The sequence below is a fragment of the Pseudomonas sp. genome (assembly GCF_030698175.1).
GTDB lineage: Bacteria > Pseudomonadota > Gammaproteobacteria > Pseudomonadales > Pseudomonadaceae > Aquipseudomonas.
Genome location: NZ_JAUYNT010000021.1, coordinates 27,473 through 48,956, shown reverse-complemented (window position 1 = coordinate 48,956; position 21,484 = coordinate 27,473). Strand labels below are relative to the sequence as shown.

At 60.6% G+C, this 21,484-nt stretch carries 22 protein-coding genes; 6 read left to right on the top strand and 16 right to left on the bottom strand.

Annotated elements, in window-relative coordinates:
• Positions 1-6: 6 nt before the first annotated feature.
• The 4 genes from exbB to Q8R10_RS11045 all read right to left on the bottom strand — a co-directional run bounded on the left by exbB (position 7) and on the right by Q8R10_RS11045 (position 5,133).
• Positions 7-966: a tonB-system energizer ExbB gene (gene exbB, locus Q8R10_RS11060; RefSeq protein ID WP_305653734.1), complete on the bottom strand. Its 960-nt coding sequence runs from the start codon at positions 964-966 to the stop codon at positions 7-9.
• Positions 967-1,126: 160 nt separating this feature from the next.
• A complete protein-coding gene (locus tag Q8R10_RS11055; protein WP_305653732.1) occupies positions 1,127-2,560 on the bottom strand; it encodes a hypothetical protein in 1,434 nt (477 codons plus the stop codon).
• Positions 2,557-4,596 carry a TonB-dependent receptor gene (locus tag Q8R10_RS11050; RefSeq protein WP_305653730.1) on the bottom strand — a complete coding sequence of 680 codons (2,040 nt, stop codon included), beginning with the start codon at positions 4,594-4,596 and terminating at the stop codon, positions 2,557-2,559. Before Q8R10_RS11050 ends, Q8R10_RS11055 begins: the two co-directional genes overlap by 4 nt.
• 168 nt (positions 4,597-4,764) lie before the next feature.
• Complete coding sequence (locus Q8R10_RS11045; RefSeq protein WP_305653729.1) at positions 4,765-5,133, bottom strand: DUF2946 domain-containing protein; 369 nt, start codon at positions 5,131-5,133, stop codon at positions 4,765-4,767.
• Positions 5,134-5,489: 356 nt separating this feature from the next.
• On the opposite strand from Q8R10_RS11045, the gene Q8R10_RS11040 reads away from it, so the two are divergent.
• Positions 5,490-6,347 (top strand): SDR family oxidoreductase, encoded by an 858-nt coding sequence (locus Q8R10_RS11040; protein ID WP_305653728.1) that lies wholly within the window; start codon positions 5,490-5,492, stop codon positions 6,345-6,347.
• A 137-nt stretch (positions 6,348-6,484) separates the two neighbouring features.
• Positions 6,485-6,787: a DUF1883 domain-containing protein gene (locus Q8R10_RS11035; protein WP_305653726.1), complete on the top strand. Its 303-nt coding sequence runs from the start codon at positions 6,485-6,487 to the stop codon at positions 6,785-6,787.
• Positions 6,788-6,804: 17 nt separating this feature from the next.
• On the opposite strand, the gene Q8R10_RS11030 is transcribed toward Q8R10_RS11035, so the two are convergent.
• The 7 genes from Q8R10_RS11030 to Q8R10_RS11000 all read right to left on the bottom strand — a co-directional run bounded on the left by Q8R10_RS11030 (position 6,805) and on the right by Q8R10_RS11000 (position 12,611).
• Complete coding sequence (locus Q8R10_RS11030) at positions 6,805-6,990, bottom strand: hypothetical protein (RefSeq protein ID WP_305653724.1); 186 nt, start codon at positions 6,988-6,990, stop codon at positions 6,805-6,807.
• A gap of 54 nt (positions 6,991-7,044) precedes the next feature.
• Positions 7,045-7,779 carry a hypothetical protein gene (locus tag Q8R10_RS11025; RefSeq protein WP_305653723.1) on the bottom strand — a complete coding sequence of 245 codons (735 nt, stop codon included), beginning with the start codon at positions 7,777-7,779 and terminating at the stop codon, positions 7,045-7,047.
• Between the two features lie 236 nt (positions 7,780-8,015).
• Positions 8,016-8,396 (bottom strand): RidA family protein, encoded by a 381-nt coding sequence (locus Q8R10_RS11020; protein WP_305653721.1) that lies wholly within the window; start codon positions 8,394-8,396, stop codon positions 8,016-8,018.
• Positions 8,397-8,507: 111 nt separating this feature from the next.
• Positions 8,508-10,616 (bottom strand): bifunctional GTP diphosphokinase/guanosine-3',5'-bis pyrophosphate 3'-pyrophosphohydrolase, encoded by a 2,109-nt coding sequence (gene spoT, locus Q8R10_RS11015; RefSeq protein WP_305653719.1) that lies wholly within the window; start codon positions 10,614-10,616, stop codon positions 8,508-8,510.
• 63 nt (positions 10,617-10,679) lie between these two features.
• Positions 10,680-10,940, bottom strand: a complete 261-nt coding sequence (rpoZ, locus tag Q8R10_RS11010; protein ID WP_305653717.1) for a DNA-directed RNA polymerase subunit omega — start codon at positions 10,938-10,940, stop codon at positions 10,680-10,682.
• A 169-nt stretch (positions 10,941-11,109) separates the two neighbouring features.
• On the bottom strand, positions 11,110-11,736 hold the full coding sequence (gene gmk, locus Q8R10_RS11005) for a guanylate kinase (protein WP_305653715.1): 627 nt from the start codon (positions 11,734-11,736) through the stop codon (positions 11,110-11,112).
• Positions 11,737-11,747: 11 nt separating this feature from the next.
• Positions 11,748-12,611, bottom strand: a complete 864-nt coding sequence (locus tag Q8R10_RS11000; RefSeq protein ID WP_305653713.1) for a YicC/YloC family endoribonuclease — start codon at positions 12,609-12,611, stop codon at positions 11,748-11,750.
• Positions 12,612-12,774: 163 nt separating this feature from the next.
• Here Q8R10_RS11000 and rph point away from each other — a divergent pair, with 163 nt between their 5' ends.
• Positions 12,775-13,497, top strand: a complete 723-nt coding sequence (rph, locus tag Q8R10_RS10995) for a ribonuclease PH (protein WP_305653711.1) — start codon at positions 12,775-12,777, stop codon at positions 13,495-13,497.
• Positions 13,498-13,516: 19 nt separating this feature from the next.
• The gene (locus tag Q8R10_RS10990) at positions 13,517-13,879 is read left to right on the top strand and encodes a DUF4870 domain-containing protein (protein WP_305653709.1); all 363 of its coding nucleotides are present in this window, start codon (positions 13,517-13,519) and stop codon (positions 13,877-13,879) included.
• Between the two features lie 60 nt (positions 13,880-13,939).
• On the opposite strand, the gene Q8R10_RS10985 is transcribed toward Q8R10_RS10990, so the two are convergent.
• Positions 13,940-14,929: a TrkA family potassium uptake protein gene (locus tag Q8R10_RS10985; protein WP_305653707.1), complete on the bottom strand. Its 990-nt coding sequence runs from the start codon at positions 14,927-14,929 to the stop codon at positions 13,940-13,942.
• Between the two features lie 85 nt (positions 14,930-15,014).
• Positions 15,015-15,794, bottom strand: coding sequence for an exodeoxyribonuclease III (locus Q8R10_RS10980; protein WP_305653705.1), 780 nt, complete (start codon positions 15,792-15,794; stop codon positions 15,015-15,017).
• A gap of 187 nt (positions 15,795-15,981) precedes the next feature.
• Between Q8R10_RS10980 and pyrE the strand changes: the two genes are divergently transcribed.
• Positions 15,982-16,623, top strand: coding sequence for an orotate phosphoribosyltransferase (pyrE, locus tag Q8R10_RS10975; protein ID WP_305653703.1), 642 nt, complete (start codon positions 15,982-15,984; stop codon positions 16,621-16,623).
• Between the two features lie 25 nt (positions 16,624-16,648).
• Complete coding sequence (locus Q8R10_RS10970; protein ID WP_371133324.1) at positions 16,649-17,242, top strand: DUF4124 domain-containing protein; 594 nt, start codon at positions 16,649-16,651, stop codon at positions 17,240-17,242.
• Positions 17,243-17,402: 160 nt separating this feature from the next.
• Here Q8R10_RS10970 and argB read toward each other — a convergent pair whose 3' ends face one another.
• From argB to dut, 3 genes are all read right to left on the bottom strand, one after another.
• The gene (argB, locus tag Q8R10_RS10965; RefSeq protein ID WP_305653702.1) at positions 17,403-18,311 is read right to left on the bottom strand and encodes an acetylglutamate kinase; all 909 of its coding nucleotides are present in this window, start codon (positions 18,309-18,311) and stop codon (positions 17,403-17,405) included.
• A 54-nt stretch (positions 18,312-18,365) separates the two neighbouring features.
• Positions 18,366-19,763: a phosphomannomutase/phosphoglucomutase gene (gene algC, locus Q8R10_RS10960; protein ID WP_305653887.1), complete on the bottom strand. Its 1,398-nt coding sequence runs from the start codon at positions 19,761-19,763 to the stop codon at positions 18,366-18,368.
• A 1,263-nt stretch (positions 19,764-21,026) separates the two neighbouring features.
• Positions 21,027-21,482, bottom strand: a complete 456-nt coding sequence (gene dut, locus Q8R10_RS10955; RefSeq protein WP_305653700.1) for a dUTP diphosphatase — start codon at positions 21,480-21,482, stop codon at positions 21,027-21,029.
• Positions 21,483-21,484 lie beyond the last annotated feature (2 nt).

Sequence of the window (21,484 nt, the reverse complement as noted above, 5' to 3'; positions counted from 1 at the left end):
TGCGTCTTAACCTGCCTTGACCATATGCGGTTGGATTTTGGCTGGCAGCGGCGTCATTTGCCGCTCGGGGCTCGGCAGGTCGAGGTCGCGGCTGACCAGCAGCAGCACCTGGGCCGAGGCATCCGCCACTTGGGCCTTATAGCCGGCAATCGAGCGGGCGAAGACGTTGTAGATCACCACTGCCGGGATCGCCGCCACCAGCCCCAACGCGGTGGCCAGCAAGGCTTCGGCGATGCCGGGCGCGACCACGGCAATGTTGGTGGTCTGCGATTTGGCGATGCCGATAAAGCTGTTCATGATGCCCCACACGGTGCCGAACAGGCCGACGAAGGGGGCGGTGGAGCCGATGGTGGCCAGCATGCCGGTGCCTTTGCTCATTTGCCGACCGCTGGCGGCCACCAGGCGTTCGAGGCGAAAACTCACCCGTTCCTTGATGCCGTCATTGCCGCGGGCGTTGGCCGACAGTTGCAGCTCGTCCTGAGCATCTTCGATCAGGTGCCGGCTCAGGCCGGTGGCGTTGCGCTGCGCTTCGGGCAGTGAGCGGGCCTGTTTGAGGTGGCTCAATTCGTGCCGCAGGCGGCGTTTGGCGCCGAGCAACTCCAGGCCTTTGCTCAGCCAGATGGTCCAGGTCAGCACCGAGGCCAGCGCCAGGCCGATCATCACGCCACGGACGATCACGTCGGCATTCTGAAACATGCCCCAGGGCGACATATCGGCCGTCAGTAAGCTTTCAGCGGCGGACGCCTCGGCCGTTGGCGCAGTGGTGCCGGCAGTCGTTGTGGCCTCTGTTGGCGCGCTTGTGGCGGTGCTGTGGGCGGCGTTGAGCGGTTGAGCGCCGGGCTCTTGCGCCTGGGCAAAATCCGGCAGGCTCAGGGCGATGGCGCCCAGCAGGGCGACGGCGGTCAATAGGTTGCGCAGCAGGGCTTGCAACGACGAAGGTTGGCTGCGGGTGGACAGCATATTCATGGGTGTCTGACCTCGATAGGTAGGACTGAGCGGGTCTATGGCTGACGGCGGCCGGCGGTAATCCTTAATATTATTGCAAATCGTTATCATTAACGAAACCCCGGTAAGGCTTTTATTCCGTCCGGCGCGGTTGCGGGCCGGCGGTAATAGCAACTCGGCATCAGGCTCCACGGCGCTGGCGCCATAGATACAGGCCGCCAAATACCAGCAGCAGATGGGCCAGGGCGATCAGGCTGAGGGCAACATCCTTGACGGTTTTGCTCAGGCCACCGAGCAATTCCCATTTGTGCAGGTAGGCAAAGCTTGCGCCCTCGGTGCGGTCGCCGTCGTTCACCCGGCCGGCCAAGGCACCGTCCAGCGGGTCGATAAACAGCGCGCTGTGTTGAGCGTCTGCGTAACTGGCCTTGAGCACCGGCAGGCGTTTAAACACGAAGCCGTAGTCGTGATCAAAACTGCGCTGCACGCTGATGCTGCTCGGCGCGCCAAGGCCCAATGGCGCGGCGTACTGGGCGAAACGCTGTTCGGCGTAGCGTTGCGGCGCCAGATCGTCCAGCTCGCGGCCATCCACGGCCAGATAACGCAGGCTCGGCTGGGTGCCTGCGCGCAGGCCTTGCAGACGCCACACCGGTTGATCGTCGAGTTGTAGCAAGCTGATTTTGACCAGCTGTTCGCCGTCTTGCCGCCAGCTCAGTTGCGGTGCTTGGGTTAAAGCACTGCTGTTAAACGCGGCGGTGAAGGGCGCGGGTGGCGCCTCGGCAGTCAGTTTGTGCAGCAAATGCCAGGCGCCGCTGCCGACAAAGGCCAGAGTCGCCAACGCCATGCCGATGCCGGCGCGCCCGTGCCAGCGGCGCAGGTGCGTGCGCCCATGGCGGCGGGCGACGAAGCTGGCTACGCCGAGGCTGACTGCCGCGAGGCTGGCCGCCAATAGCAGCAGCATCAAGGCCGGCCGCAGCGGCCCGCCCAGGTCCAGCCAGTGAAAGCTGTGCAGCCACAAAAATAGTGAGCTGAACACCGCCTTGCGGTCATCCACCAGGCTGCCGAGGCGGTCTTGATAGAGGTCCAGGTACAGGCGCAGGCCATCGGTGCGGGCGGTGTCGACCCGCACCGCCGGCAGCAAGCGGTTGATAAAGGCGTATTCATTGCTGAACGCCGTGAGGGTGTCGGCGACATGCAGTGGCTCGTTTGTGCCCAGGTAATGGCGTGCCAGCACTTCGGCATGCCGACCGCTAAGTGCTGCCTCAAGGCCGCTTTGCGCCTGCCAATAACGCGGCGTACTTTGCCCCGCCAGCCGCACTTGGTAGTACGGCTGGCCATCCAGCATCAGCAGGCGCAGCGCTTGAACCTGCTGGATGCCGGCTTGTTGCAGGATGACGCTCGGGGCTTGCAACTGACCCAGCAGCAAGGCCGTTTGCGGCGGCACAAAGGCTGCCGGTTGTGGCTGCAGGACGCTCATCAGCGGATGCAACATGCCGCTCAGCGCCCAGCTGAACACGCCGGCGCAGGCCAGCAGCGCCAGGCGCCGGTGCCACGGTAACAGCCGCAGCAGGCGCTGCCGCGAAGTTAACCGTGGCGCAATGCGCAGTGCGGCGGTCATAGCCGCCACTCGATGCCGGTAAACACCGCGCGGCCGTCGCCGGGCATAAACAGCGCGCTGTCCTGGCCCTTGGCGTTGGCGACTACGCCGGTGGTGGCGGCATAGGTTTTGTCCGCGAGGTTGCGGCCTTCGATAAATACATCGATCCCGGTTGGCATCCGGTAGCCGGCTTTCAGGCCCCAGATGGCGTAGCTGTCGGCGTTCAGGCTGTCGGCCATGTCGACGTTGTAATCGGTCGGCACCCATTCGGCGGTGGGGCCGGCGTAAAAGCCATCGCGCTGCCAGAGTAACTCGGCTTTAACGAACTGGCTGGGCATGCCCGGCAGTTGGTTGTCGCCGTAGAGATCGTCGTTGTCGAAACGGAAATCGTTCAGCAGGTATTGGCCGCGCAGGGTGAATTGGTCGAGGGTCAAGGTGCTGCCCAGTTCGATGCCTTGGTGGATGGTTTCATCCGCATTGACGGTGCCCAGCGGATTGCCCTTGGCATCATTCAGACTGAGCAGCTCGTCATGCACGCGGCTGTGATAGATGGCCAGATCGACGTCGAGGTGGTCCTGCTGCCAGCGCAGGCCGGCTTCCAAGGTGTCGGCGGTTTGCGCCTGATTCGGCGCCTTGATGATGCCGCCGGTCATTTCACCGAAAGTTGGTGGCTCAAAGCTTTGGCTTGCGTTGGCGAACAGTTGCAGCGCGTCGCTGGCGTTGTTCAATACGCCGAGCCGGCCGATGTGGCCGCTGTAGGTTTCATTGAACGAGTCGTTCTGCGGCTTGCAGAAGGCGCTGATAAAGGCATTGCAGCGCAGCTGGTCGTCGACCTCGCGGGTCTGCTTGAGCCAGGTCAGGCCACCGATCAGCGACCAGTCCTCGGCCAGTGGCGCGGTCAGTTCGGTGAAGACATTGAGGTTGTTGGCGGTCTGGTGCAGATCATCCACTTGCCGGCCTTTTTCGCCGCCGGCGTTGAGGTAGTTGTTCTGGAAATTACGGCCCTTGCTGGCATCCACGCCTGCTTGCCAGGCCCAGCCGTCGGTGTTGTCCCAGCGTTGGGTAAGGCGCATGCCAAAGTCCGTGCTGTCGATGTCGAGCACCTGAAAAATCGGGTGGAACAAAGATTTCTCCGTGTAGTAAGTCGCCAGCTCCAGGCGATGACCGTTGCCCAGCTCGAGACCGGTGAGATTGCCGATGCGGTTGATGCTGAGGTCGCGTTTTTGATCGCCTTTTATCGCGCTGGTGGAGGCTTGCTGGGCGTTTTGGCGCATTTGCGCCTTGGTCAGACTGCCGGGCAGCTCGGAGTTGGACTCGACGTGGGTCAGGTACAGGCGCGTATACAGCTGGTCGTTGATGCGTCCGCCGATATTGCTGAAGTAGCGCTGGCTGTCTTGTTTGGCGTGGTCGCGAAAACCGTCCTGGCCAAACTCCGAGACGCTCAGGTAGCCGTCGGCGTTGCCGAAATCCTCGGCCACGGCGGCGGCGATGCGTTGATAACCAAAGCTGCCGGCCTCGGCGCGCAGGTCCAACGGTGGTGCGCTGCGGCCCGTTGGGGTGACGAAATTGATCGCCCCACCGAGGCTGGCGTTGCCGTAGCGCCAGGCGTTGGCGCCGCGCAGCACCTCGATATGGTCGGTAGCCAAGGGTTCGAGGGTCTGGAAGTCGAAGCTGCCGTCGGCCAGGTTGATCGGCGCGCCGTCTTGCATCAGCAACAAACCGCGACCGTGGTAGGTGCGATTGAGGCCCGAGCCACGAATCGACAAACGCGACTCTTCGGCGCCAAAGCGCGGTTGCACAAACACCCCGGTGGCCAGCCCAAGCGTGTCTTGCGGAGTGCTGCTGCGCCCGGTTTTATAGCTTTCACTGTCGACCACGCTGGCGCCGCCGGGGATCTTGGCAAAATCGGCGCGCACCTCGGCCTGAGTCGGTGCGGTCGGATCGCTGGCTTGCTCGGCTTGCACCGTGGTCGGGCTGAGCTGCACAGGCTCGGCAAAAACGCTGGGCGCCAGGCTGGCACCTATGACCAGCAACGCTCGAGATTTAAACTTGCGCATAACAAACCCCATAAAAGGTAACCGGCAGCTCAGGGCGCAAAATGCGCAGCAGGTGATTTGCGCGCATTTAGGCAGGCGCAAACAGTGGCTAACCGGTAAAGAAAATGTCTTGGTTAAACGCAGGCCGACCGCACGCAGACGCGCTACCGGCTGGCCATGGCAAGACAGTTACGGGGAGGCGCGGGGGTTGGCGCTGGGCCAGGTGAAGCGAGGTGGTGGTTGGCGTTCGGCAGGGCGCGGCAAAAACCGCTGGCGACTTGGCCGCAGCAGCCAGCTCAGGCAAAACAGCAGGGCCAAGCTCAGGGTTACGCTGGCGCACAGCGGACAGCTAAAGGTGCTGCTCAGGCTGCTTTGCCCGGCGCCGTCGCTGCTGTCGATGGCGCCGCTATCACCCACCGCGCAGCTCATGCCGCTGATACCGCTGAGTTGCAGGCCGACCATTTGCGCATGACCAATGCTGCAGGCGAGCGCGTTGAACAGCACGCAGGCATAGAGCGTCCAGGCAAGTAGCGCGCGGTGATGGCGAGTCAGCTTCATGATCGCGACTCTAGCATGGAGAAAAAATTTCGGGCACCGACGATTTGTCGCAGTTATGCCGCCAAGGCTGCGCGGTCAAAGCGGATTGGCGGGTGCGTCGAGGCAAGTGTGTGCGCACAATGCTTGGCGCTGTCGGTAGGGCGCGCTAGCAGCCTGTCGGGCTTGACCGTTCGTAGCGAGGGAAAGACCGGTTTGCGGCAGTTTTTGCGCTCTTTTGCGGCGAATAGTCATTCTATTCAACGCCTCTCTATTTACAGAGAAAGCGCAAGAAATGACCAAATTCGGTTTTCCCGCAGTAGGGCAGACCTAAGTCCGACAGGCTGCTAGGCTGCGCGCTTTAGTTGTGGAGCCGCGCCATGAGCCTTTCGCCCTCGTTGTTGCTTGCCGGCTGTGGCGATATTGGTGGTCGCTTGGCCAACCAGATGTTGGCGGCCGGTTGGTGCGTGTACGGCCTGCGTCGCGAGATCAGGCGGCTGCCGGTTGGCGTACTGCCGGTGGCCGGCGATCTGCACAGCGCTGCTTGCCCGCCTGCTTGGCCCAGCGCCGAGTTGGATTATCTGGTCTATTGCGTGGCCGCCAGCGAGGGTGGCGAGGGCGGCTATCGCGCCGCCTATGTCGATGGCCTGCGGCATGTGCTGGGCTGGTTGGCGCAGGCCGGGCAGCGGCCCAAGCGCGTGCTGTTTGTCTCCAGCACCAGCGTCTATGGCCAGCACGACGGCGAATGGATTGACGAAACTTCGGCCACCGAGCCTGAAGGCTTCTCCGGACGGATCATGCTCGAAGCCGAGCAACTGCTGCGCAGCTGCGGCTTGCCGGCCAGCGTGCTGCGCCTGAGCGGCATCTACGGACCGGGTCGCGAGTTTCTGCTCAATCAGGTGCGCCAAGGTTACCGGGTGATTAACTCGCCGCCGCTGTACGGCAATCGCATCCATGCCGACGACGCCGCTGGGCTGCTGGCCTTTCTGCTGCAGGCCGACGCCCGCGGGGTGGCGCTGGAGGATTGCTACATCGGCGTCGATGATGCACCGGCGCCGCTGCACGAAGTAGTGGCCTGGTTGCGCGACTATTTGGCGGTTACCACCTGGGCCGAGGAGTCTGCCGTACGCCGCTCCGGCAGCAAACGCTGCCGCAACGCCCGCGCCCGCGCCTTGGGCTGGGCGCCGCAGTACCCGAGCTATCGCGAGGGCTATGCGGCGCTGTTGGCAGGGGCTTAGGTGTCGCTCACTAGATTTTTCAACGGCTTGCGAGCGCGCAATTGTGCGGTTTCCGCTGACTGGTGTGTGCCGGCTGCGGGGTTTCCCCGTCATACTGTCGTTTTGATTTGGCTGAACACAGCAGCTTGGAGCAGGGCATGAAATACATTCACCAGCGCGAACATCTAAATGAAGACGACATTGTCATCATCGAGTCTTCGCAAACCTGCAACATCCGCCTGATGAGCGATGCGAACTTTCGCAGCTTCAAAAACGGTGGCCGGCACACCTACCACGGCGGCGCCTTCGATACCTTCCCCGCCAAACTGACAGTGCCGAGCACCGGCTTCTGGAACATCACCCTCGACACAGTCACGCGCAAAGCCATCAGCGTCACGCGCAAACCGTCGTTCACCTATTCGATCAAGATCCTGCGCCGGTCGTCTTCGCGGCTTAGTTAAAGGCGCTGCTCTGGCATTCAACCGGGCAGATGCAGCTGCAGTTGCTGCAACATAAACTTGGCGGCGATCAGGCTGGTTAGCACTTGCAGCAGCCACAGGCCGCTGCCGCCGAGGATGATGCCCAGGGCTATTTCGTAGGCCAGGCGGCGCTGCGGTTTGGCCCGCGGGGCGCGGATCTCGTCTTCGTCGCGTTCTGCGCGCATGTTGGTTCCTTGAATGTTGGGCGTAAGAGCTAAGTCAGCCGGTGTTTGTCGCGCTTAGTCGCGCTCGAGTAACCAGCGCAGCTCACCTGGGTGCAGGTCAGGCATTTCATCGGGCTGGGCGCGGTTGAGGGCTGCGAAGATTTGCAGTTGGTCGCCATCGCGGACGAACACCCATTCGTTGCCTTCCTTACCCAGTTGCAGCCAGAGGCTGTCGTAGTCGCCGCTCATGGCCGCGCAGTCACCGGCCAGGCACAGGGCGTAACGTTCGGCGCCCGGCAGGCCTTCCAGCTTGCCGTCGGCGTGGAACAGCACCAGGCCGCCCTCGCCTGGGCCGCTGCGAATCTTCCAGGTACCGCCTAAATAGGCTTCGTAGAGGCTGTATTCGAAGTTGCTGCCGGTCGGTGCGCCGCTGGCGAGCGGAGTTTTCGGCCGCATAAAGCGCTGTTCGGGCCAGGTCGGGCTGGCCAGTTGCAGCAGCTGATCACCCTCGGGTTTGAGGGTTTCGTGGTTTTCGCCGTAAAAGCTGACTTGCCATTCGCCATTTGCTTGCGCGCTGAGGGCGCCGTCGGCGAGTTCGAAACCGTTGCTGAAGACGGCTTGCTGGCGTGCGCTGTTGAGGCTCCACTCCAGATTCGGACCGTAGGCCAGCAAGGCTTCGCGCAAATGGCCACCTTTCACCGCGGCGTCGATGGCCGCCTGGTTGATCCAGATGCCGCTGGGGTCTTTAGGCTTGCTGGCGCAGCCGCTGAGCAGGGCCGCGCAAACCAGCAGGCAGAGTAGGTGGCGCATGGTGAATACCTGGATAAATGAGTGCGGGGCTATCCCCGTCTTGAGCGCGAAACCTGTTCAAGGTCGTAGCGAGCGCAGGTCAGACAAGGCGCAACGCAGTAACAGCCAAAGGCTGACCCGCAGGGTGAGCGCAGCGAATCAAACAGGCGAGGAAGCGGAGTTTACAGGTTGTAAATGAGCATTCCGAGCCTGTTTTCAACGTAGTCTCACCAAGCGCAGTAGACCTTGGGCAGGTTTTATTCGATGACCAGAATCGCGTCCATTTCTACTGCGGCACCACGGGGCAGTGCGGCAACGCCGATGGCGGCGCGAGCGGGGTAAGGCTGTTCAAAGTAACGGCCCATGACTTCGTTGACCTTGGCGAAGTGGCTGAGGTCGGTCAGGAAGATGTTCAGTTTGACGATGTCTTTGAAGCTGCCACCGGCCGCTTCGGCCACCGCTTTGAGGTTCTCGAACACCTGCACGGTCTGGGCTTCAAAGCCTTCCACCAGCTCCATGGTGGCGGGGTCGAGTGGAATTTGCCCGGACATATAGACGGTGTTGCCGGCCTTGATCGCTTGGGAATAAGTGCCGATGGCGGCCGGGGCTTTGTCGCTGCTGATAACGGTCTTGCTCATGGGATGCTCCTGAATGATTGGGTTATTGCGGATGGGCGTAGGGTGGATAACGCTCTTTTCATCCACCAGCGGTTTTCGATTAGATGGTGGATGGGTGAAGCGTCATCCACCCTACCCGCGCACCCGTGTGATGCGGCTGACGCCTTTGAGGGCACGCAGTTTTTTGATCACGCGAGCCAAATGCACGCGGTCATGCACGTTGACCACCAACTGGACCACGCTGATGCGGCCATCGCGCTCGTCCATGCTGATTTTTTCGATGTTGCCGTCGGCGGCGTTGACGCTGCTGGCCAGCAGGGCGATTAGGCCGCGCTGGTGCTCAAGCTCGACGCGCAACTCGACGTTGAATTCGCCGCTAACGTCTTTGGCCCAGGACAGTTGGATGCATTTTTCCGGGTTATGGCGCACGTCACTGATGTTCTTGCAGGTATCCAGGTGCACCACCATGCCTTTGCCAGCCGACAGGTGGCCGACAATCGGGTCGCCGGGAATCGGTGTGCAGCACTTGGCGTAGCTGAGCACCAGGCCTTCGGTGCCGCGAATCGCCAGCGGGCCCTCGTTGCTCGGCAGTTGTTCGGCGCTGTCGGCCAGCAGCCGGCGGGCCACCACGAAGGCCATGCGGTTGCCCAGGCCGATGTCTTCCAGCAGGTCTTCGATGACTTCCAGCTGGTACTCGTTGAGCACGCCTTGCAGGCGCTCGACCGAGAGTTTGTCGAGGTGACTACCGAAGCTGGACAGCACCTTGTTCAGCAGCCGTTCACCGAGGCTGATGGATTCCGAGCGGCGTTGTAGTTTCAGCGCGTGACGGATATGGGTGCGGGCTTTACCAGTGACCACAAAGCTCAGCCAAGCCGGGTTTGGTCGGGCGCCGGGGGCGGAGACGATTTCCACCGTCGAGCCACTTTGCAGCGGCTCCGACAGTGGCGCCAAGCGGCGGTTAATGCGGCAAGCGATGCAGCTGTTGCCGACATCGGTATGCACCGCGTAGGCAAAGTCCACCGCGGTGGAGCCTTTGGGCAGCTCCATGATCCGGCCCTTGGGGGTGAAGACGTAGACCTCGTCGGGGAACAGGTCGATCTTCACGCTCTCGATAAACTCCAGGGAGTTACCGGCGCGCTGCTGCATTTCCAGCACGCCCTTGATCCACTGGCGGGCGCGGGCGTGGGTGCCGCGCGGTTGTTCTTGCTCATCGGCTTTGTACAACCAGTGAGCGGCGATGCCGTTGTTGGCCATTTCTTCCATTTCGCGGGTGCGAATCTGGATCTCGATGGGCACCCCGTGCATACCGAACAGGGTGGTGTGCAGCGACTGGTAACCGTTGGCCTTGGGAATCGCGATGTAATCTTTGAAACGTCCCGGCAGCGGCTTGTACAGATTGTGCACGGCGCCGAGCACGCGGTAGCAGGTGTCGACCTTGTCGACCACGATGCGAAACGCGTAAACGTCCATGATCTCGTTGAAGGCCCGGCGTTTGCCGCGCATCTTCTGGTAGATGCTGTACAGGTGTTTTTCGCGGCCATGCACTTCGCCCTGCATGTCTTCGCGGGCCAAGCAGTGGCTGATCGACTCTTCGATCTTGTTGACGATCTCTTTGCGGTTGCCGCGGGCCTTGCGCACGGCGTTGCGGATGCGTTCGGAGCGCATCGGGTACATCGCCTTGAAGCCGAGGTCTTCGAACTCGATGCGGATGTTGTGCATGCCCAGCCGATTGGCGATAGGCGCGTAGATTTCCAGGGTTTCTTTGGCAATCCGTCGGCTTTTTTCATGGGGCATGCAGTCGAGGGTGCGCATGTTGTGCAGACGGTCGGCCAGCTTGACCAGGATCACCCGGGTGTCGCGGGCCATGGCCATGGCCATCTTCTGGAAGTTCTCGGCTTGCGCCTCGGCTTTGGTTTCGAAGTTCATCTGGGTCAGTTTGCTGACCCCATCGACCAGTTCGGCGACGGTTTCGCCAAATTGCGCGCTGAGTGCCTCTTTGGCGATGCCGGTGTCTTCGATCACGTCATGCAGCATCGCGGCCATCAGGCTGTGATGGTCCATGTGCATTTCGGCGAGGATCCGGGCAACGGCGAGCGGGTGGGTGACGTAGGCTTCGCCGCTGCGACGCAATTGGCCGTCGTGGGCTTGTTCGGCGTAGAAATACGCGCGGCGGACCAGATTGACCTGGTCGGCGCCGAGGTAGGTCGAAAGTCGTTCGGCGAGGTTGTCTATGTTCGGCAAGAGAGGACCTCCTGCTGAACTGACGGCACCTGAGGCTTAGGACTTCGACCCGACATAGATGTATTAGCCCTCGTTGGCCTCGTCTTCGAAGGTGGCGAACAGTGGTTCGTCTTCGATCAGATCGTCTTGGGCAATTACATCGTAATCCACCAGACCAGCGGCGATTTCACGCAGGGCCACTACTGTGGGTTTGTCGTTTTCCCAAGCTACCTTCGGCTCTTTGCCGCCGGTAGCCAGTTGGCGGGAACGCTTGGTGGCGAGCATGACCAGCTCAAAGCGGTTCTCGACGTTGTCTAGGCAGTCTTCAACGGTAACGCGGGCCATGGTCATCCTCGTAGCAAAAGCAAGATAGAGCTGTGCCCAAATGGGCGAGCGGACTGGGTAGTCTAAAAAATCACCAGCCTTAAGGGAAGTGTTGATTTCCCCAGTGGTGATTGTTGTGGCGATTTAACCCGCATTCAAGCTGCGGATTAATCCGTCGAGCGGACCGGATTCAGGCCAGCAATTGGCAGAGCAAGTCGCTGAAACGCTGCTGTTGCACGCCTTGTTGCAGTTGGTTGGCGCGAAACACCGCTTTAAGGTCGTCGAGGGCGCTGGTGAAGTCGTCGTTGATTACCAGATAGTCGTATTCGACGTAGTGGCTCATCTCGCTGACGGCTTCGCGCATGCGGCCATCGATAATCTCGTCGCTGTCCTGGCCGCGATTGGTCAGGCGCTGGCGCAGTGCTTCTTGGCTCGGCGGCAAAATAAAGATCGATTTGGCCTGGGGCATTAGCCGGCGCACCTGTTGCGCGCCCTGCCAGTCGATTTCCAGAATCAGATCGAAGCCTTCCTTAAGGGTTTTTTCCAGCCAGCGCTGGGAGGTGCCATAAAGATTGCCGAAGACTTCGGCATGCTCGAGAAACTCGTCGCGCTCGAGCATTTCGATAAAGGCTTGGCGTTCGGTGAAGTGGTAGTTCACTCCCTCGACTTCACCCGGGCGCATGGCGCGGGTGGTGTGCGAAACCGACACGCGGATCTGTGCTTGCGCATCGACCAGCGCCTTGATCAGGCTGGTTTTGCCCGCGCCAGACGGCGCCGAAACTATATAGAGGGTGCCGCTGGTGGTGTTGATAGTCATCGCTGGCTCGTTTATTCGATGTTCTGGACTTGTTCACGCATCTGCTCGATCAGCACTTTAAGGCTGACGGCGGCTTGGGTGCTGCGGGTGTCGAAGGCTTTGGAACCGAGGGTGTTGGCCTCGCGATTGAGCTCTTGCATCAAAAAATCCAGGCGCCGGCCCGCCGCGCCGCCGGCTTTCAGTACCCGCCGTACTTCGCCGACGTGGGTGCTGAGGCGGTCGAGCTCTTCGGCCACATCGCTCTTTTGCGCCAGCAGCACCATCTCTTGCTCCAGGCGTTGCGGGTCGAGCTCGGCTTGCATTTCGCGGCAGCGCTCGAGGATTTTTTGCCGTTGGCTGGCGAGCATCTGCGGCACCTGCTCGCGCAGGTAGGCGACTTCGCCTTCAATCGCATCCAGGCGCTCGTTAAGCAACTTGGCCAGCTCGGCGCCTTCCCGGCCGCGGCCGTTTTTCAGCTCGTTGAGGGCCTGCTTGAACAGAGTCAAGGCTTCGCTGTTGAGGGCTTGCGGATCGGCGGCAGTGGCCACCAACACGCCCGGCCAGGCGAGTATTTCCAGTGGATTAAGGGCGGCTGGCTGTTTAATCAGGCTGGCGACGGTTTCGGCGGCGGCGATGAGTTGTGCGGCGCGCTCAGGGTCAACATTCAGCGCTTGCCCTGCGCTGTCATCGTTAAAACGCAGGGTGCATTCGACTTTGCCGCGCGACAGACCCTGGCGCAGGGCATCGCGCACGGCGCTCTCCAGATCACGGAAGGCTTCGGGCAGGCGCAGTTGTGGCTCGAGGTAGCGATGGTTCACCGAGCGCAGCTCCCAGCTCAGGGTGCCGTGGCTGCCTGCCAGTTCAGTGCGGGCAAAGGCGGTCATGCTGTGCACCATGGGAGTACCTCTTGGCTGAATAGATGAAGCTGAGGAGATAAAAACGGCTATCGAGGCGGTCAATTGTAGCGCAGTCGTCGGGGTCACCCAATCGGCGATGTTCTGGCCGGCGCCTGAGCCTTATAATGAGCGACAGATTTCCGTCCCAAGCAGGTATTCCTTGATGAAACGTCCAAGTGGCCGTGCCGCAGATCAACTGCGCCCGATCCGTATCACCCGTAACTACACCAAACATGCCGAAGGTTCGGTGTTGGTGGAGTTTGGCGACACCAAAGTGATCTGTACGGTCAGTGTGGAATCCGGCGTACCACGTTTCCTCAAAGGCCAGGGCCAGGGCTGGTTGACCGCCGAGTACGGCATGTTGCCGCGCGCCACCGGTGACCGTAACCAGCGTGAAGCCAGCCGTGGCAAGCAAGGCGGCCGCACCCTGGAGATTCAACGGCTGATCGGTCGTTCGCTGCGCGCCGCGCTGGACATGTCCAAGCTCGGTGAAAACACCCTGTACGTTGACTGCGACGTGATCCAGGCCGACGGTGGCACCCGTACCGCGTCCATCACCGGCGCCATGGTGGCCCTGGTCGATGCCCTGAAGTTGATGAAAAAACGTGGTGGCCTGAAAGGTGGTGACCCGCTCAAGCAGATGGTCGCTGCGGTGTCTGTCGGTATGTATCAGGGTGAACCGGTGCTGGATCTGGACTACCCTGAAGACTCGGCCGCCGAGACCGACCTGAACGTGGTGATGACCGCTGCCGGCGGCTTTATCGAAGTGCAGGGCACCGCCGAAGGCGCGCCATTCCAGCCTGAAGAGTTGACGGCGATGCTGGCGTTGGCGCAAAAAGGCATGAATGAGCTGTTTGAACTGCAACAAGCGGCGCTGGCCGACTAATCAATCGAGGAGAAGCCGTATGAACGACATTCAAGGCTCAACACCTAGCAAGGAAGCCCGGCAATGGGCGATGTTCTGTCATTTTTCGGCTTTTTTTGGCTTGGCAATTCCGTTCGGTAACTTGCTCGGCCCCTTGATTGTTTGGCAGCTGAAGAAAGACTTTGACCCCTTTGTGGATGCACAGGGCAAAGAAGCCCTGAACTTTCAGATCAGCGTGTCGCTGGCGGCGTTGTTGTGCTTTCTGCTGATGCTGGTGATGATCGGCTTCCCGTTGCTGGCACTGGTCGGCATCACGGCGCTGGTGCTGACCATCATCGCCGGGATCAAGGCGAACGAAGGGCAGGCGTATCGCTATCCCTTCAGCTGGCGCTTGATTAAGTAAGGCGGTTCTTCGCACAACAAAAAGCCGGCAAAATTCAGGCTTTTTGTTGTCTGGCAGAATTTAGCTGAGCGCCGTGAGCAATTCATGGCGACCTTGCGGTGGGACCATGGCGATCAAGGTCTGGCCGGGTTGCAGGGTCAGGTTATCGGCTGGGTTGAAGATAAAGTCGTGCTGATTGCGAATCGATAAAATCACGCAATTGGGGCAGCGTTGCTTGAGTTCACCAATGCTGAGCAGGCGATGCTCTGGGCTGATCGGCACTTCTTCCAGGCGTACGTTGTGATCGGAGCGGAGCATTTCGTCGAGGAAGGTCACCACATGGGGACGGATCATCGACGAGGCGATGCGCATGCCGCCGGTAAAGTCCGGTGAAATCACCGTATCGGCGCCGGCCTTTTTCATCTTCGCCATATTGCGTATTTCATGGCAGCGGGCGACCACCCGAATATTCGGATTGAGTTGGCGGGCGGTGAGAATAATCATCAGATTGCGACTGTCGTCACCGGTTACCGCGAACACGCCGGCGGCGTCGGCAATGTCGGCGGCCAGCAGCAGGTCGTCGTCGGTGGCATCGCCATACAGATGCAATAGATGGGGGAAGTGTTCGTGCTGCTCTTCGAGCAATTTCTCATCGCTGTCGATGGCCACGAAGGCGCGACTGGTGGTCTGTAGTTCGTGGGCTACGTTACGACCGACTCGGCCGAAGCCGCAGATAATGTAATGCCCGGAGAGTTTTTTGATGGCTTTTTCCATGCGTCGTCTCCGCAAGCTGTAGTCGAAATCGCTTTCTAGAAAAAAGGTCGCGAGGCTGGTGAATAGGAAGGTCACGGTGCCAAAGCCGGTGAGGGCGATGAAGGCGGCGAAAATGCGCTCGCCGAGGCTGGTCAATGGAATGATTTCACCATAACCCACGGTGGTAATGGTAATTAGGGTCATGTGCAGGGCGTCGGAGAAGTTGGCCTGCTCGTCCGCCGCGGTAATGTAGAAACCCAGACTGCCTATGACTGTCATGCACAGCAGCAGCAGCGCCGCAGCATAGATGCGCTGCAAAATCCGCGGTAATTGTGTTCGGCGTGTAGGCAAGCGAGGTGTAACGCGGTGTGATTTTGGCAAGCGGATCATGCTGGCCGACCCTTTAAACGCTGAGGGTCCAGTCGTAATCGACTACCAGTGGCGCGTGCTCGGAGAACCGCGGTTGGCGTGGCAGGCGCGCGCTGCGCACGCTACGGCGCAGGCCCGGGGTGAGCAATTGATAATCGTAGCGATAGCCGAGGTTGAGCAGTTGGGCCTGCTCGGTATCCGGCCACCAGCTAAATTGATCGCCCTCACGGCTGACTTCTCGCAATGCATCGACGTAGCCCATGCTGCCGACAATCTGATCCATCCAGACCCGTTCGGTGGCGAGAAATCCCGGCGTTTGCTGGCAGTCGCGCCAGTTTTTCACGTCGATTTTTTGGTGCGCCACGTACAGTGAGCCGCAATAAATATATTCACGGCGCTTGCGCCGCTGCTTGTCGAGGTAATGGGCGAAATCGTCCATAAACTTGAATTTTTGATTCAGGTTCTCGTCACCGCTTTGCCCGGAGGGCAACAGTACGCAGGCGATACTGACCTTATCGAAGTCGGCTTGCAGGTAGCGGCCGTAACGGTCAGCGGTTTCAAAACCCAGGCCGCTGATAATTGCCTTAGGTTGCAAGCGCGAATACAGCGCCACACCACCTTGGTTGGGCACCTCGGCATCGCAGGCGTAGAGAAAATAGCCATCCAGTTGGAAGGCTGGGTCATCTAACTCAAAGGCCGAGGCGCGGGTGTCCTGCAGGCAGATAACGTCGGCATTTTGCGCGTGTAACCACGTCAGCAGACCGCGCTCGATAGCCGCCTGCATACCATTGACGTTGACACTGATGATCCGCATAAATGGCCCCAAAAAACACGTGCGTGTATGATACCCGAGCTCCTCTGTATTAGCTAAATTAGCTAAAAACCTGCTCGATAGTTGCTGCGCCGCCTGGCTGTTGGGGTAACCCTGGGGCTGTTTGCCGGCAAGCTGCTTGAGCGGGCTCTAACCTTGTCGATAATTTCGTGCCGTTCGGGGCTTTTTCATGCAGGCGTATCAACGCGATTTCATCCGTTTTGCCATTGAGCGTGGGGTTTTGCGTTTCGGTGAGTTCACCCTCAAGTCGGGGCGCGTTAGCCCGTACTTTTTTAATGCCGGACTGTTCAATAGCGGCTTGGCCTTGGCCCAGCTCGGGCGTTTTTATGCCGCTGCCGTGGTTGAGAGCGGCATTGCGTTCGACGTGCTGTTTGGCCCGGCTTATAAAGGCATTCCCTTGGCGGCTGCGACTGCCGTGGCGCTGGCCGAGCAGCATCAGCTGGACGTGCCTTGGTGCTTTAATCGCAAAGAGGCTAAGGCCCATGGCGAAGGTGGCAGCCTGGTTGGCGCACCGCTGCAAGGACGGGTGCTGATTGTCGATGATGTGATTACTGCCGGCACGGCGATTCGTGAAGTGATGCAGATTATTCAAAGCCAGGGCGCGCAAGCGGCTGGGGTGTTGATTGCGCTGAACCGTGAAGAGCGCGGCCAAGGCGCGTTGTCGGCGATCCAGGAAGTTGAGCGCGATTTCGCCATGCCAGTGGTAAGTATTGTGTCGTTGGCGCAAGTACTGGAATATCTCGCCGATGATGCTGAACTTAAGCAACATCTGCCGGCGGTCCAAGCGTATCGCGCGCAGTACGGAATCTAGCTAACACCACCACAGGGTTGCTTTTATGGGTAAATCGGGCGCGCTGCGCTGTTCACTGCTGCTGATTATGTTGCTGCCGGCCTGGGCTGGCGCTAGCGAGTTGTATCGCTATCTGAGCGACAAGGGCGTGGTGGTGCTCGATCGTCAGGGCGTACCGCCGCAATACATCGGCAAGGGCTATGACGTACTGGATGAGCAAGGCCGGCTGTTGCGCACGGTTCCGCCGGCACCAACCGCCGAAGAGCGCGCACGCCTCAATCAAGCCAAGGCCCAGGCCGGTTCGGATGCGCAATTGCTGCGGCTGTATTCCAGCCTGGAAGATGTGGACCGTGCCCGTGAGCGCAAATTGACCGAGTTGGATGGCGTCATTGCGGCGGCGCGCGGCAATTTGCAGTCGCTGCGTACCCAGCAGGCCAATTTGCAGAGCCAGGCGGCCGAGCTGGAGCGTGCCGGTCGGACGGTGCCAGAAAGCCTGTTGGTGCAGATCAGTAATCTTAAAGCCGAGCAAGCGGCCCTGCTAAAGGACATTGTTCGTTTTGAGGCGGTGCGCAAGCAGGCCGATGATAGTTTTAGCGCGGATCGGGCGCGCTTGGCGCAATTGCTCGGCGGACAGAGGTAGGGCGGGCGTAGGGCGGACTCAGGAGCGCAGCGAACAGTCCGCCGGCGGGATTAAATTTCGATGGTGGGTTACGCCACTACGCGGCTAACCCACCCTACCAACCATCGCCACACACAAAAAGACCAGCAGCTGCTGGTCTTTTGCGTTGCGCCTCGAGTAATTACCGAGGTTGTTGGCGATTGGTGATCTTGGTGCCGACGCCGGTGTCGGTAAAGATCTCCAGCAATACCGCATTGGGTACCCGGCCATCGATGATGTGCGCGCTGTTGACTCCGCCTTGCACCGCTTCCAGTGCGCAGCGGATCTTTGGCAGCATGCCGCCGTAGATGGTGCCGTCGGCGATCAGTTCGTTGACTTGCTCAGTGCTCAGGCCGGTCAAGACTTCGCCTTGTTTGTTCATCAAGCCGGCGATATTGGTCAGCAGCATCAACTTCTCGGCTTTGAGGGCTTCGGCCACTTTACCGGCCACCAGGTCGGCGTTGATGTTGTACGACTCGCCGTTTTCACCCACGCCGATTGGCGCTATCACCGGAATGAAGTTGCCGGACACCAGCATATTGATCAGCTCGACATTGACTCCGACGACTTCGCCGACGTGGCCGATGTCGATGATTTCCGGCTGAGTCATCTCCGGGGTCTGGCGGGTCACGGTGAGCTTTTTCGCCCGGATCAGCCGTGCATCCTTGCCGGTCAGGCCGATGGCGCTGCCGCCGTGATGGTTGATCAGGTTGACGATGTCCTTGTTGACCTGGCCGCCCAGCACCATTTCCACCACATCCATGGTCTGCGCATCGGTGACGCGCATGCCGTCGATAAAGTGGCTCTCGATGCTCAGGCGTTTGAGCAGGTCGCCAATTTGCGGGCCGCCGCCATGCACCACCACCGGGTTAATACCGACCGCTTTCATCAGCACTATGTCGCGGGCGAAGCCGGTTTTCAGCTCGTCGCTCTCCATGGCGTTGCCGCCGTATTTGATCACCAGCGTCTTGCCGACGAAACGGCGAATGTAGGGCAGCGCCTCGGACAGAACCTGGGCAACTTGGGTGGCAGCGTCACGGCTGAGGGTCATGCAGGGTTCCTATGGTGAACATTCAAAAGGTAAAAGTTAAACGTGTGCGCTTGATCAAAAGGGTAATTTGACCTGTGGCGCAACGCTGTTGAGCTGGCCGCGGAACACCTCCTGGATGCGCTTAAGCTCTTCTTCAGTTTCGGCCTCGAAGCGCAGCACCAGTACCGGCGTGGTGTTGGAGGCGCGCACCAGGCCCCAGCCCTTGGGGTAGTCGACGCGTACGCCGTCCAGGGTGGTCAGGTTGGCGTCGCCCCATTGGCCATCCCGCTGCAGCGCGGCGACGATGCTGAACTTGCTTTCGTCGGTGACGGTGATGTTGATTTCCGGGGTGCAGATGTCATTCGGGAAGGCCGAGAACACGTGTTCGGCATCGCGCTTGTCCTGACTGAGGATTTCCAGTAGGCGGGCGGCGCTGTAGATGCCGTCATCGAAACCGAACCAGCGCTCCTTGAAGAAGATATGCCCGCTCATTTCGCCGGCCAGCAAGGCGCCGGTTTCCTTCATCTTCTTCTTGATCAGCGAGTGGCCGGTTTTCCACATCACCGGGCGACCGCCATAGCCGCTGATCAGCGGGGTCAGGCGACGGGTGCATTTGACGTCGAAGATGATGTCGGCGCCGGGGTTGCGCGACACCACGTCCTTGGCGAACAGCATCAGCAGGCGATCCGGGTAGACGATGGTGCCAGTGTTGGTGACCACGCCAACGCGGTCGCCATCGCCGTCGAAGGCCAGGCCCAGGTCGGCTTTCTCGGATTTAACCTTGGCGATCAAGTCGACCAGGTTTTCCGGCTTGCCGGGATCCGGGTGGTGATTGGGGAAGTTGCCATCCACCTCGCAGAACAAGGGAATCACTGTGCAGCCGAGGGCTTCGAGCAGTTGCGGGGCAATCACGCCGGCGACGCCGTTGCCACAGTCGACCACCACGCGCATCGGCTTGGCCATGGCGATGTCATCGCGGATTTGCTTGAAGTAGCGCTCGAGCACGTCGATCTGTTCGCAGTTGCCGACGCCGCTGGCCAGATCGTTGTTTTCGATGCGCAAGCGCAGCGCCTGGATCTGCTCGTTGGCCAGGGTGTCGCCGGCGATGACGATTTTGAAACCGTTGTAATCCGGTGGGTTATGGCTGCCGGTGAGCATCACCCCGGACTTGCCGGCGAGAATATTGGCGGCGTAATAGAGCACGGGGGTCGGCACCATGCCGACGTCGCTGACTTGGCAGCCGCAATCGAGCAGGCCTTGAATCAGTTGCTCGACCAGCAGCGGGCCGGACAAGCGGCCATCGCGGCCCACCGACACATTGGGTTCGCCTTGGGCCAGGCTTTCGGAGCCAATCGCGCGGCCAATCCAATAGGCCGCCTCGGGGGTCAGGCTGTCGCCCACCACGCCGCGAATGTCATAGGCGCGAAAGATGTTGGCATCCAGTTTGGGTGCTGCTTTTAGGTTGAAGTTCATGCTGGGAATTTGCTCCAGACCAAGCAGATCTTGGTCTTCATCAAGAATGTCGATATCGAGAATGTCAGTGTCTTGAAACAGCGGATCAGTCAGCTCATCGGCAGCATTGCTAAGCGGTTCGCTGCGCGCGTCGGGGCGGGGCAAAGAAATTGCCGGCTCAGGGCCGGCGGGAGCCTCGCGTTTGCGTTGGGACATGCGCGCCAGTAGCTTGGCGAGTGCGTCGAGTAACGGCAGACTGAGGCTGAAGGCTTTGACGGCTTTACCGGCAGCGAGTTCATTGATCAGTTGGGTTAACTGCGCCACGTCAGCGCGCAAGCGGTGTTGCAGCTCGGTCTGCGTCAGGTACAGGCCCAGTAATGCGCCCACCAGCGCCAGCAGGCCGGCCAGCAGCAGTAGTTGCGGTGGGAAGATCAGTTGGGTCAGGGCGCTGCCGGGGGTGAAGCTGAGTTTCCAGTTTGGATTGCCGCTGCTCAGGCTCTGTGGGCTGACGTCGGCCGCTTGACCGCGTTGTTCGAGCAGCTGCGCCGGGGCGTTGCCAAATTGTTGGGCTAACTGCAGTTGACCAATGTCGGCGGCCAGCACGGGCAGGGTGCCGAGCAGGCTCTGCAGGTCGACCACCAGCAGCAGAGTGCCTTCCGGTGGCGTCTCAGCGCTCAGGCGCAGTGGCGCGGCGCTATAGACCAGCCAGCGCTGCCCGACTTTGTATGCTTCCGGTGCCGGTATTTGCCCGGCTTCGGCGCGGCGCAGCATGTCCAGTGCGGCAAAGTTCATCGGTGCGGCGCGATTGCTGTCTTGCACGGCTTGGCCGCGGGCATTCAATTGCGCGTCAACCACGCCGTGCCAATAGCCGAGGTTGCGCTCGGCCGCGCTGATCTCATCTTTATTCAGGCTTTGCAGGGCGAAAATCAGTTGTGGATTGCGCGCGGCCGCCAGGGTTTGGGCACTCAGTTGTTTCACCGCTTGCTGCAAGGCGGCCGACTGGCTGTCGCCCCACGCGCGGCTGAGTTCGCTTTGTTGTTGGGTTTGCGCGGTGTAGAACAGCGCATACCAGAGCATCACGGCGGCGGCCAATAAGCCCAATGCAGCGGCAATGGTGCCGGGCAGCAAGGCTTTAAGGTCGGCGCCGCTACGCGGTTTAGCGGCGGGCGGCAGTTGCGCCGGGCTGCTAGGGTCGAGCGTATCCTTGGCGCTGCGCTTGAACAATTTCACAGAGCGTCTCCCTGGGGCTTCATCCTGGCAATTTTTTATTGAAAGCAATAGCTGTTAGTTGCTGCCCGAATGGCCAAAGCCACCGGCGCCACGCTGGCTTTGGTCGAACTCGCTGACCAGTTCAAAGTGCGCTTGCACCACCGGTACCAGAATCAACTGGGCGATGCGTTCACCCACGCTGATGTTGAAGGCGCTGCTGCCGCGATTCCAGCACGACACCAGCAGCTCGCCTTGGTAGTCCGAGTCGATCAGGCCGACCAAGTTGCCCAGCACTATGCCGTGTTTATGACCGAGCCCGGAGCGCGGCAGAATCAGCGCCGCCAGGCCTGGGTCGGCGATATAAATCGACAGGCCGGTGGGGATCAATACCGTTTGGCCCGGTTCCAGCAGCAGATCTTGGGCCAACATGGCGCGCAGGTCTAAGCCGGCGGAGCCTGGGGTGGCGTATTGCGGCAGCGGAAATTCGCTACCGATGCGGGGGTCAAGAATTTTGGCTTGTAGTGAGTGCATGC

Coding starts and splice junctions, on each gene's coding strand:
- Q8R10_RS10970 (WP_371133324.1), top strand. CDS start 16,649: ATGGGTAAATCGGGCGCGCTGCGCTGTTCACTGCTGCTGATTATGTTG.
- Q8R10_RS11000 (WP_305653713.1), bottom strand. CDS start 12,611: ATGGTGCACAGCATGACCGCCTTTGCCCGCACTGAACTGGCAGGCAGC.
- argB (WP_305653702.1), bottom strand. CDS start 18,311: ATGACCCTCAGCCGTGACGCTGCCACCCAAGTTGCCCAGGTTCTGTCC.
- Q8R10_RS11020 (WP_305653721.1), bottom strand. CDS start 8,396: ATGAGCAAGACCGTTATCAGCAGCGACAAAGCCCCGGCCGCCATCGGC.
- exbB (WP_305653734.1), bottom strand. CDS start 966: ATGAATATGCTGTCCACCCGCAGCCAACCTTCGTCGTTGCAAGCCCTG.
- Q8R10_RS11055 (WP_305653732.1), bottom strand. CDS start 2,560: ATGACCGCCGCACTGCGCATTGCGCCACGGTTAACTTCGCGGCAGCGC.
- dut (WP_305653700.1), bottom strand. CDS start 21,482: ATGCACTCACTACAAGCCAAAATTCTTGACCCCCGCATCGGTAGCGAA.
- Q8R10_RS11030 (WP_305653724.1), bottom strand. CDS start 6,990: ATGCGCGCAGAACGCGACGAAGACGAGATCCGCGCCCCGCGGGCCAAA.
- gmk (WP_305653715.1), bottom strand. CDS start 11,736: ATGACTATCAACACCACCAGCGGCACCCTCTATATAGTTTCGGCGCCG.
- Q8R10_RS11035 (WP_305653726.1), top strand. CDS start 6,485: ATGAAATACATTCACCAGCGCGAACATCTAAATGAAGACGACATTGTC.
- Q8R10_RS11050 (WP_305653730.1), bottom strand. CDS start 4,596: ATGCGCAAGTTTAAATCTCGAGCGTTGCTGGTCATAGGTGCCAGCCTG.
- Q8R10_RS10990 (WP_305653709.1), top strand. CDS start 13,517: ATGAACGACATTCAAGGCTCAACACCTAGCAAGGAAGCCCGGCAATGG.
- Q8R10_RS11045 (WP_305653729.1), bottom strand. CDS start 5,133: ATGAAGCTGACTCGCCATCACCGCGCGCTACTTGCCTGGACGCTCTAT.
- rph (WP_305653711.1), top strand. CDS start 12,775: ATGAAACGTCCAAGTGGCCGTGCCGCAGATCAACTGCGCCCGATCCGT.
- Q8R10_RS11025 (WP_305653723.1), bottom strand. CDS start 7,779: ATGCGCCACCTACTCTGCCTGCTGGTTTGCGCGGCCCTGCTCAGCGGC.
- rpoZ (WP_305653717.1), bottom strand. CDS start 10,940: ATGGCCCGCGTTACCGTTGAAGACTGCCTAGACAACGTCGAGAACCGC.
- Q8R10_RS10980 (WP_305653705.1), bottom strand. CDS start 15,794: ATGCGGATCATCAGTGTCAACGTCAATGGTATGCAGGCGGCTATCGAG.
- Q8R10_RS11040 (WP_305653728.1), top strand. CDS start 5,490: ATGAGCCTTTCGCCCTCGTTGTTGCTTGCCGGCTGTGGCGATATTGGT.
- pyrE (WP_305653703.1), top strand. CDS start 15,982: ATGCAGGCGTATCAACGCGATTTCATCCGTTTTGCCATTGAGCGTGGG.
- algC (WP_305653887.1), bottom strand. CDS start 19,763: ATGAACTTCAACCTAAAAGCAGCACCCAAACTGGATGCCAACATCTTT.